The sequence below is a fragment of the Methanopyrus sp. KOL6 genome (assembly GCF_002201915.1).
GTDB lineage: Archaea > JAADCQ01 > Methanopyri > Methanopyrales > Methanopyraceae > Methanopyrus.
Window position 1 is genome coordinate 819,275 of sequence record NZ_CP019470.1, and the last position, 10,490, is coordinate 829,764.

Annotated in this window: 9 protein-coding genes; all 9 read left to right on the plus strand. The window is 58.5% G+C overall.

Annotated elements, in window-relative coordinates; all coding sequences use genetic code 11:
* The first annotated feature begins 44 nt into the window (after positions 1–44).
* The 9 genes from cdhA to BW919_RS04605 are packed head-to-tail and all read left to right on the plus strand — an operon-like array spanning position 45 to position 10,489.
* The gene (cdhA, locus tag BW919_RS04565; protein WP_088335858.1) at positions 45–2,324 is read left to right on the plus strand and encodes a CO dehydrogenase/acetyl-CoA synthase complex subunit alpha; all 2,280 of its coding nucleotides are present in this window, start codon (positions 45–47) and stop codon (positions 2,322–2,324) included.
* A 5-nt stretch (positions 2,325–2,329) separates the two neighbouring features.
* The gene (locus tag BW919_RS04570) at positions 2,330–2,809 is read left to right on the plus strand and encodes a carbon monoxide dehydrogenase beta subunit family protein (protein WP_157666042.1); all 480 of its coding nucleotides are present in this window, start codon (positions 2,330–2,332) and stop codon (positions 2,807–2,809) included.
* A gap of 22 nt (positions 2,810–2,831) precedes the next feature.
* Positions 2,832–3,080 carry a hypothetical protein gene (locus BW919_RS04575; protein ID WP_088335860.1) on the plus strand — a complete coding sequence of 83 codons (249 nt, stop codon included), beginning with the start codon at positions 2,832–2,834 and terminating at the stop codon, positions 3,078–3,080.
* Positions 3,032–4,726 carry a hypothetical protein gene (locus tag BW919_RS04580; protein ID WP_088335861.1) on the plus strand — a complete coding sequence of 565 codons (1,695 nt, stop codon included), beginning with the start codon at positions 3,032–3,034 and terminating at the stop codon, positions 4,724–4,726. The genes BW919_RS04575 and BW919_RS04580 overlap by 49 nt, the downstream gene beginning before the upstream one ends.
* Before the next feature lie 8 nt (positions 4,727–4,734).
* A complete protein-coding gene (gene cdhC, locus BW919_RS04585; protein ID WP_088335862.1) occupies positions 4,735–6,135 on the plus strand; it encodes a CO dehydrogenase/CO-methylating acetyl-CoA synthase complex subunit beta in 1,401 nt (466 codons plus the stop codon).
* Complete coding sequence (locus BW919_RS04590) at positions 6,132–6,893, plus strand: AAA family ATPase (protein ID WP_088335863.1); 762 nt, start codon at positions 6,132–6,134, stop codon at positions 6,891–6,893. The genes cdhC and BW919_RS04590 overlap by 4 nt, the downstream gene beginning before the upstream one ends.
* A gap of 4 nt (positions 6,894–6,897) precedes the next feature.
* Entirely contained in the window at positions 6,898–8,100 is a 1,203-nt protein-coding gene (gene cdhD, locus BW919_RS04595) for a CO dehydrogenase/acetyl-CoA synthase subunit delta (RefSeq protein ID WP_088335864.1), read from the plus strand.
* Between the two features lie 13 nt (positions 8,101–8,113).
* A complete protein-coding gene (acsC, locus tag BW919_RS04600) occupies positions 8,114–9,505 on the plus strand; it encodes an acetyl-CoA decarbonylase/synthase complex subunit gamma (RefSeq protein ID WP_088335865.1) in 1,392 nt (463 codons plus the stop codon).
* 60 nt (positions 9,506–9,565) lie between these two features.
* On the plus strand, positions 9,566–10,489 hold the full coding sequence (locus BW919_RS04605) for a GDP-mannose 4,6-dehydratase (RefSeq protein WP_232452951.1): 924 nt from the start codon (positions 9,566–9,568) through the stop codon (positions 10,487–10,489).
* Position 10,490: the final 1 nt, after the last annotated feature.

Consider the following 10,490-nt stretch of genomic DNA (forward strand, 5'->3'; position numbering starts at 1 on the left):
CCGAAACTGGTTTCGGGAAAACCGTAAGGTCGGGTGGTAGGGTAATGCCCCCGTTCGAGCTCGAGTTCGATGGGTTGAAGGTTCAGATAGGTTCCGTGGAAGGTTTCGAACCCAGGGGAGAGGGACCGTTACCGTGTCCTACAGTCCCGGATCTCGCTGATTGGGATAGAAAACTTTTCGCCCGGTATCGAGTGGTGTCGTTTCCCGTATGCGATATGTGTTGTATGTGCACGTATGGCCGTTGCAACTTATCAGAGGGTAGGCGGGGTGCTTGTGGGATAGGCATTCTCTCCAACACGGCTCGATTCACCGCGCTCAAGGCTTGCATCGGTGCGGCTTGCCACGCGGCCCACGCACGCCACCTCGTTGAGTATGTCCTAGAAAAGTTCGGCGACATGGAGATCGATCTAGGCCCCGAGATCGACGTCGTAGCCCCGATATTCGAGACGATCGTGGGTTTCAGGCCGAAGACGGTCTCTGACCTCGAGAAGGGGCTCGAGTACATCGAGCGTGAGCTCGCTAAGGTTCTATCTTCCGTACACATGGGTCAGGAGATGGACCCTCACGATTACGAGTCCAAGTCCCTCCACGCCGGGATGATCGACAACCTCGCGCTCGAGATAGCCGACGTGGCGCAGATCACCGCCTTCGACATGCCTAAGGGCGAGGCGCCCCTTGTGGAGTTCGGTCCGTTCGCGGCGGATGACTCCAAACCATGTATACTGTTAATAGGTCACAACGTGGCCCCCGGTACCGAGGTCCTCGATTACCTGGAAGATCGCGGTCTCGACGAGGAGGTCGAGGTTCTCGGGATCTGCTGTACGGCTTGGGACGTCAGCCGTGTAGACGATCGATCGAAGGTGATCGGGCCCCTGTCGAGACAGCTCCACTACGTGAGGATGGGTATCGCGGATGTGATCGTGCTCGATGAACAGTGCATCCGCGCGGATATCGTGGAGGAGGCCAATGAGGTCGGATCTAGAGTCATCGCGACGCGAGATCTGGTGATGGCCGGACTGCCGGACGTCACGGACGAGCCCACGGAGAAGATCGTCGAGAAGATGGTTTCCGGAGAGTGGATGGGAGTCTTCATCGAGGATCTGGAGAAGGCCGCAGAAGTCGCTGTTGAGGTCGCGATAAGGGCTCACGAGCGGCGGAAGAAGGAAATCCCACAGCCCGATCCGAGGAGACTCCAGAAGGAGGCGGAGCGCTGTTTGGGATGCGGCGACTGTGAACGGGTATGCCCGAACGACTTACCGATCGTCGAGTCCATGGAGAGGGCGGCGAGCGGCGACTTGGATGGACTTGCCGAATTGTTCGACCGGTGTGTGGGTTGTGCCCGGTGTGAGTCCGAATGTCCGTCGAAGATCCGCGTCATGAACATGATCGAGGATGCCTGGAGACTGAGAACCAAAGAGGAGAAATACAAAGTACGTACCGGCCGAGGTCCGATCAAGGATGTCGAGATACGACAGGTCGGAGGTCCTATCGTAATGGGTGATATTCCCGGTGTAGTTGCCTTCGTAGCGTGTCCGAACTATCCCGACGATGTGAAGCAAGTGGGTAAAATGGTGGAAGAACTTCTGGAACGAAATTATATCGTACTAACTTCGGGCTGCGCAGCAATGTCACTTGGTATGTACACGGATGAGGATGGTAAGACCTTGTATGAAAAGTACGAAGATAAGTTCGACGCGGGTTGTCTCGTGAACACCGGTCCTTGTGTCTCGAACGCTCATATACTCGGTGCGTGTATTAAGATCGCCGCTATTTTCGCGAAAAAGCCACTTAAAGGGAACTTCAAGGAAATCGCCGATTACATCCTCAACAGGGTCGGAGCTTGTGGGGTACTGTGGGGCGCGATGAGCCAGAAGGCCCTCGCGATATCCACGGGCTTCACGCGATGGGGTATTCCAATAGTTTACGGTCCGGCTGGTCTCAAGTATCAAACATTGTACATCGGTGACCTCGATGGGGATTGGACGGTGTACGATGCACGCACCGGTGAGGAGTGCGAGGAGTATTGTCCCATCCACCTGAAGTACGCGGCGGAAGACTGGAGGGAGGCGCTAGTTCAGGCGGTGAAACTCTGCATCCGTCCCAACGATACCCCACAGGGACGACAGACTAAGCTTCAAAACTACATCGAGTTGTACAAGGAGTTCTACAACGAGCTCCCACCGGACCTTCCACTGTACGTCCGCGACAAGAACGACGTTCCGATCACCTTGCGCGACGAGGTGATGGAGTACCTGGACGAGGTCGGTTGGAAGCCCAGGAAGAGTATCGCCGAACCCTCGCTGGGAGAGAACGTGCGGGGTTAAGCCCGTTGTCGCTACCGAAGGATCCCACGCTGATTTACACGGACAAGGCCAAGGTAGCCCGAGCTCCGGTGCTCAAGATAGTGTTCCGTCGCGCTAACGATCCGCTGATGATCGTCGGTCCGAAGGCCGTGGAGGACGAGGAGTGGCGGGAACTCCTGGTGAAGCTGCGTGAGGAGTTCAAGATGAGCGCCGTCTGCACGGCCCCGTACGAGGGCAGTGACCTGGGTCGCAAGATGGGTATCGTCGAGGTGGCGGCCTTGCTCCAATGGGACGCTTCAATACTCGGAGTTCACCCAGATCTCGTCGTGTTCACTGGGTCCCGTACCGACGTAACCGACCGAGTACTCCAGGGACTCCGTCACGCGCGACCTGACCTGGTGAAAGTGTCGTTGAATCCCGAGTACTGCCCCAGCGCGGACTACTCGTTGCCCACAATGAAAAGGGAGCAGTTCCTCCAAGAGCTGAGCTCCTTGGCGGGCGTTTAATCGTAGTAAGGGCGTGGTTAGATTGAACGTGGAATGGGAGGATGTTGAAGTCGAAATAGGGGAGCTAGTGGTTGAGTGGGGCTCCGAAAGTGAGGTGAAGGGACCGACTCGCCGCGAGTTGCTTCCGTGGGACAGGACGTTGACGTCGGTCTACGATTTGACCGTGGTCCCAGGTGATTCGGAAGAGAAACAGCAAGAAGTAGCTCGCACGGTGGTAACGCTATGTTGCGAGGGGACGGCGGGGCTAATTTCCACGGCCCGACTCCGGTAGAACTGCTGCGTCAAACTGGAGAGCCCTTGGATCCCGGGTTCGGTGCGGAGACGCCGCTCCCTCTATACGAGACGCTGCTCGGGAGTCCTCCCGAGTGCACAGATGACCTCGAAGTCGGACTGTCCTACGCGGGGTTGGAGCTGGCTTCCTCGGTCTCGGAGCTCCTGCGGTCGCACTCCATAGAAGGTTACGAGTCCGTGGCTATGCACGCCGGCGCGATCGGTCTCCTCGCGATGGAAATAGCCGATGCGGCCCTCTCCACGCTGATGAAGGTCCCGGAATCGGAGGGAGTGTTCGAGATCGGGACGGATGATCTACCGGAACGTCCTACGGTGTTGTTGGTCGGTCATCTACCGCTCCTAGGCCATATCATCAATGAAAAGTTAGGAACGCTCGCGAAACAGGTGGAGATCGTCGGATTAACACACACCGCGTGGCCCAACTGCGAGGACCACGTCAGGGTCGTAGGACCACTGTCCATGTATTATGAATACGTCTCTTCCGGGTTCGCGGATGTGGTGGTAGTCGACGGGACGTGCACGGGAGAAGACGTGATCGAGGCGGTATGCGAGGGCGGATCCAAGCTCGTCGCCACCGTCGGGGCTCGCGTAGCTGACCTACCCGACGTCACCGACTACCCTGTTGAGAAGGCTGTCGAGGTCCTCGTTACCGACGAGGACGCTGTTTACGTGGAGGAACCTCTCAAGGCCGTGGAAATCGCCGCGTGGACGGCTCTTCGAGTCTGTGGATCACGCGATCGGAAGGGATACCCTCGGAAGGTCTTCCGGATCGGTCCACCGACCCGCCTCACGGATGTGGTGATCCGAAACGTAGGTGTTCCGGTAGTTTCAGGCAACATCCCGGGAATAGTCGTCCTGGTGTCCTGTCCCGAGAAGTCCGAGGACGTCGAAGAACCCGCCAAGATCGCCGAGGCCCTCCTAGAGCGCGGATACTTGGTGCTGGTCCCGGGTTGTTTAGCCGTTGCACTGGGCTCATACTTGGACGAAGAAGGTAAGACGTTGTACGAACGGTACCCGGATACGCTCCTCAATACCGGACCCTGTACGTCCGCCGCGCATTTGGTCGGGGCCTGCGTCCGCGTGGGTGTGATCTTCGGTAGGCTTCCCATCAGGGGAGAACCCGTACGGGTCGCCGATTACGTACTCAATCGGGTCGGGGCCTGCGTGATAGCCTGGGGAAGTGAGTACCCGGAACACCTGGTTTCGGCGGCCTACGGGATCACCCGGTGGGGTATCCCAGTAATACTGGGCCCCGACCCGGAGGCGGGCTCGTTGTTGATCGAGAAGGACCCGAAGATCGTCGACGCTCGCTCGGGAGAGGAAGTAGAGGATCCTACCCCGAGACACCTGAGGTGCGTGGTATCGGATTGGAAGGAGGCGGCTGTCACCGCGGCTCGGCTGTGTATGCGTCCCAACGACACCCCGGAAGGTCGCCAGAACAAGGTCGAATCGTACGTGGAGTTGTACCGGGAGCTTTACGGAAAACTTCCGCCCGACCTCGACCTGATCATTCGGGACGAGAGCGACATCCCGGTGACGCTCAGGTCGATACGGGGGCTGCTGGAGAAGACCGGATGGGCACCTAGATCGCGCGCATCCGATCCTACCTTACTGTCCGAGGGGTGAGTGAGGAGTTGACGGGTCTTGCGGATCTGCCCGTGGACGTGAGCCCGAGGCACGAGGGCGAGCGGATACGAAGCGGTGACATGTACGTCGAGTTGGCGGGGCCGAAGGGCTTAGGCGCTGAACTGTTCAAGGTCGTGGACCCGGACGAGATCGAGCCGGACAAGGTGGAAGTAATCGGCCCAGACATCGACGAGATGGAGGAAGGAGAGCGATACCCGTTCGCCATTTACGTGAAAGCCGCAGGTGAGGAGCTCGAGGAAGACGTGGAAGGTGTACTAGAGCGACGTATCCACGAGTTCTGCAACTACGTCGAAGGTTTCATGCACCTGAATCAGCGAGACCAGATTTGGTGTAGGGTCTCGAAGGATGCCGTGGAGAAGGGGTTCCGATTGGAGCACCTCGGCATCGTGCTCCGGGAGCTGTACAAGGAGGAGTTCGGCAACGTCATCGACTCGGTGGAAGTCACGATAATTACGGACGAGGAGAATGTGGAGGAGTTCATAGAGTACGCCAGGGAAATCTATCAGAAGCGCGACGAACGTGCGAAGGGACTCTCGGAGGAGGACGTCGACGAGTTCTACGTGTGCCTGATGTGTCAGTCCTTCGCGCCGACTCACGTGTGTGTAATAACTCCGGACCGACCGAGCCTCTGTGGCTCGATCACCTGGCACGACGCTAAGGCGGCCTACAAGATCGATCCTGAGGGCCCTATATTCCCGATCGAGAAGGGAGAGTGTCTTGACCCCGAAGCCGGCGAGTACGAGGGTGTGAACAAGGCCTTTCAGGAACACTCTCAGGGTACCGTCGAGCGAGTGTTCTTGCACTCCTGTCTCGAGTACCCGCATACGAGCTGCGGTTGCTTCCAGGCTGTCGTGTTCTACATCCCCGAGGTAGACGGGTTCGGAATCGTTGACCGTGAGTACCCGGGTGACACCCCGATCGGGCTCCCGTTCTCGACCATGGCGGGTGAGGCCAGCGGCGGTGAGCAGCAGCCGGGTTTCGTTGGCGTAAGCTACGGTTACATGGAGTCTGATAAGTTCCTACAGTACGACGGCGGCTGGGAGCGCGTGGTTTGGATTCCTAAGGCGCTGAAAGAACGCATGAAGCACGCCATCCCCGACGAGCTGTACGACAAGATAGCTACCGAGGAGGACGCGACCACTGTGGAGGAGCTCCGGGAGTTCCTCGAGAAAGTCGAACACCCGGTCGTCGAGCGCTGGGCCGAAGAGGAAGAAGGGGAGGAGAAGGTTCCGGAGGAGGAAGCGCCAGCCGAAGAACCGACGATGGAGGCTGAGGAGCTTCCGATCGCGCCCGGTGGAGGTCTGAACGTGAAAATCGTGCTGAAAAACGCCAAGATTTACGCGGAGAAGGTCATCATCAAGCGCGCCGATCGGGAAGATGAGAGTTGATCCTAGCCTTCACCGGTAAGGGGGGCACGGGGAAGACTCTCCTCGCCGCGCTCACAGTACTCGAACTCCTCGACCGACACCCCGACGCCGACCTTCTGGTGGTAGATGCCGATCCGGACGCCAACATGCCCGACGTGCTAGGGGTAGAGGTCGACACCACGCTCGGTGAGATCAGAGAGCATTTCAAGCGTGAGATCGAGGGAGGAGAGCTCCCGCCAGGCTTCGATAAGCAGGCCTACATGGAATACCTTGTGATGAACGCGCTTCAGGAGTCCGACGACTACGATTTACTAGTGATGGGTAGGTCTGAGGGTAAGGGCTGCTACTGCGCAGTGAATCACTGGCTCCGTCGGGTTATGATGGATCTCCTTCCCAACTACGATTACGTGATAGTGGATTGCGAGGCAGGGCTCGAACACATCAGTCGTGGTATCATCGAGGGCGTCGACACGGTACTGACAGTCGTAGATCACTCCTACAAGGCGCTTCGGACTGCGGTCAGGATATCCAAGCTGATCGACGAACTCGAATCCGACGTCGGTGAGATGTGGGTCGTGGCGAACCGCGTGACTGAGGATGAATACGCGGTCATACGCGAGAAGGGCGAGGAGCTCGGTCTTAAGTTCGCGGGATTCGTGAGACCCGACGACGAGGTAGTTCGACTCGAGCTTCATGGTATCCCTTTGACCGAACTCCCACCTGACGCTAAGGTCCGCCGTGATATGCGCGCCGTACTTACTCGGGTGGGGGTGCTCTGATCCGATGGCCGATGATAAAGACGTGAAGAACCTGCTGGAGCACCTCGTGAAAAACCTGTTACCGGAAGATGTTGAGGAGATCGAGCTGCGGAACGTGACGATCGGGTTAGATGAGCTGGAGCTGGACCTCAAAACCGTGGCACAAACTCTTCCGGTTGAAATCTGGGAACGCGTGTTCAAGCCTAAGGTTGAAGAGGAGGAGAGAGAGGTCGAGGTCCCGGAATACGAACCACCGGTTGAGGAGTACGAAGGCTGTGTGGCCGAGGTGCAGATCGGAGCGACGCGGTCCGACGGTGGTTCTCGGGATCGGGTCGTCGTCTTAGGTGGTGAGCGCGCCTACTTCCCGTTCGAAGAACCACGACCGAACCCTCCCGTGGTTACGTTCGACGTGTTCGACACCCCGGATGTGGGTATTCCCGGACCTATTCGGGAGGAGCTTGGCGACGTTATCGAGGACCCAGTGGACTGGGCGAGAACCGTCGTCAAGCGCTACGGTGTCGATATAGTCACCGTCCATCTGGTCAGCACGTCCCCCAAGCTTCATGATGCTCCCGTCAAGGAAGCTATGAAGACGCTGGAGGATATTCTTGATGCCGTAAAGGTCCCGATCATCGTGGGCGGATCCGGAGACCCGGAGAAGGACGTGGAGGTATTCGTGAGGGCGGCCGAAGTCTGTGAGGGAGAGCGGGTGATGATGTCCTCGATCAACGAGGACATGAACTTCGAGCGGGTGGTCGAGGCGGCCAAAAAACACGGTCATGTGGTGTTAACATTCGCCCCGGTCGATGTGAACCTCATGAAATCTCTGAACAAGAAAGTACTGAACAGAGGTCTCTCGAAGGAAGATATCGTCATGGACCCGACGACCTGCGCTCTGGGTTACGGTATCGAGTACACGATCGACGTTATGACCAGAATCAGGCTCGCCGCGTTGAAGGGTGATGAACACCTGCAGATGCCGATCTCCAGCGGTTCCACCAACGCGTGGGCCGCACGGGAGGCTTGGATGAAGGACGAATCTTGGGGATCGCGTGAGTACCGCGGACCGCTGTGGGAGGCGGTAACGGCGACTACGGTGGCACTCTGCGGTGCCGACCTGTTGATGATGTTCCACCCGTGGGCTGTGCAAGTGGTTATGGAAGCTATGGAGTACATGGCCGAAGGACGCGTCACCGGAGACGCGTACGTGACCGATGTGATCGCCTGAGGGGGAGACGCTCGTGGCCCAGCTCAGCGCGATGGACGTGTACAACCTGCTACCCAAGGCCAACTGCGGGGCGTGCGGCTGCAAGACTTGCATGGAATTCGCTACGAAGCTCGTCAACCGGGAGGCGAAGCCTGAGGATTGTCCGAAGCTCGACGATGAGAGTCTAGAGAAGCTTCAGGAGCTGCTAGCGCCGCCGATCAAGGAGCTGACGATAGGGGAGGGTGACCGCGAAGTCATCGTCGGCGGCGATGAGGTGATGTTTCGACACGAGCTCTCGTTTTTCAATCCACCGCCAGTGTTCGTCACCGTTTACGATGATATGAAGGAGGACGAAATCGCTGGAAAGACGGAGGAAATTCAGGAGTTTCAAGTCGAGCGTGTTGGAGAGGTCTTGAAACTCGACGGCGTCGCGGTAGTATCCCGAACTGGGAATCCTGAGAAGTTCGCCCGGGCAGTTGAGATCGCTGTGGAGCGCTCTAAGGACCTCGCCGTGGCGTTGATTACAACCGATCCTAAAGTGATGGAGGCCGGTCTCGACGTTTTCGACGAACGTCCGCTGCTTTATCCGGCGACCGAGGATAACATCGAGGACCTAGCGAAGCTAGCGGCCGATGTGGACTGTCCCTTGGGACTTCACGCCCGTGACGTCGAAGACCTCGTACCCCTAGTCGTCGAGGCGCAGCAGTACACGGACGATCTGCTCTTGGACCCGGGTACGGAGTTCGGTTCCCACGATGTAGTTTCTACCACGGACAAGCTGGCGGAAATCCGCAAGGCGGCCATCGAGGAGGAGTTCGAAAGCTTCGGTTACCCGACCCTCGTCACGACGTTTCCCTACGCGTTCCTCGAAGACAATCACGTGAAAGCCGCGAGACGGGAGTCGTACCTGGCATCCGCCTGTGTGCTCAGGTACGCCGACCTCCTCATCATGGACACCGTAGAACCTTGGGCGCTCCTTCCGGTGTTAACCCAGCGTCAGTGTGTGTATACCGACCCACGGGAGCCTCAGGAAGTAGAACCCGGCCTGTACAGGATCGGCGACCCGGACGAGAATTCTCCAGTCTTAGTCACGACGAACTTCACGCTGACGTACCACTGTGTGGCCGGTGACCTCGAGAGCGCCGACGTCGACTGTTGGTTGCTTGTCATCGATACCGGTGGACTTGCCGTGGACGTCAGCGTTGCCGGCGGTCAGTTCACGGGAGAGGCCGTGAAGGAAGTCATCGAGGAGACGGGCATCGAGAACAATGTCGAACATCGTGTCCTCGTGATCCCGGGCAAGGCCGCCGCCGTGAAGGGTGATGTGGAGGACGCCACCGGCTGGGACGTGGTGATCGGTACCCAGGACTCGTCAGAGCTGCCTGAGTTTCTGGAGAAAGAAGGTCTACTGAGGATTGATGAATGACCGGCGACTTTATCCTTCACCAGACCTGGCGCTAGGTACTTCGGGGATGAGCTGTTGATCATGGTGACTGGAGGAGCCGGGTTCATAGGTTCGCACGTGGTGGAAGAACTCGTCGATCGAGGCCACGACGTGGTGGTTTTGGACAACTTCAGCGTGGGTCGTGAGGAGAACCTCCACGGAGTTCGGGACGATATCGAGATCGTACGGGCCGACGTGACGGATCCTAGGGCCGTAGAGCGAACGTTCCGAGAGTACCGACCGGAGGTCGTGATCCACCTGGCTGCCCAGGTCAACGTACGCTACTCTATGGAGTCACCCTTCGTTGACGCCAGGATTAACGCCCTAGGTACCTTGAATCTCGTCTCGTTGGCCGCCGAGCACGACGTCGAGAGGTTCGTGTATGCGTCCTCGGGTGGTGCGGTGTACGGGGAACCGGAGTACTTGCCCGTGGATGAGGAACATCCCACGCGACCGATATCGAACTACGGCGTCTCGAAGCTCGCGGGCGAGTACTACGTCCGTGTGTACGCCGAGCGAGACGGGTTCGAGTACGTTATCCTACGATACGCTAACGTTTACGGTCCCCGGCAGGATCCCAGAGGTGAGGCGGGGGTAATCCCTATCTTTCTATTACGGGCCGCCCGAGGTGAACCGCTCACGATCTTCGGAGACGGCGAGCAGACCCGTGACTTCGTTTTCGTCGAGGACGTAGCTCGGGTCACGGCCGAGGCGGTGGAACGTGGTGAAGGTGTGTACAACATAGGTACCGGCCGTGAGGCCTCCGTGAACGACATCGTGAACGTCGTGGAGTCGGTCACAGGGGTTGACGTGGAAGTAGTGTACGAGGATCCGCGGCCGGGCGAGGTTCGCCGGATATACCTCGACCCGAGCCGGGCCCAGGAAGAGCTGGGGTTCGAGCCACGCGTCGACTTAGAGGAGGGGATCGAGCGAACCTGGGAGTGGATCCGTCGGAAAATCGCGTAGC

What these genes read in the sequence shown, in the direction of transcription:
- cdhA (WP_088335858.1), top strand. Translation starts at nt 45, where the DNA reads ATGCCCCCGTTCGAGCTCGAGTTCGATGGGTTGAAGGTTCAGATAGGT.
- BW919_RS04605 (WP_232452951.1), top strand. Translation starts at nt 9,566, where the DNA reads ATGGTGACTGGAGGAGCCGGGTTCATAGGTTCGCACGTGGTGGAAGAA.
- BW919_RS04580 (WP_088335861.1), top strand. Translation starts at nt 3,032, where the DNA reads ATGTTGCGAGGGGACGGCGGGGCTAATTTCCACGGCCCGACTCCGGTA.
- cdhD (WP_088335864.1), top strand. Translation starts at nt 6,898, where the DNA reads ATGGCCGATGATAAAGACGTGAAGAACCTGCTGGAGCACCTCGTGAAA.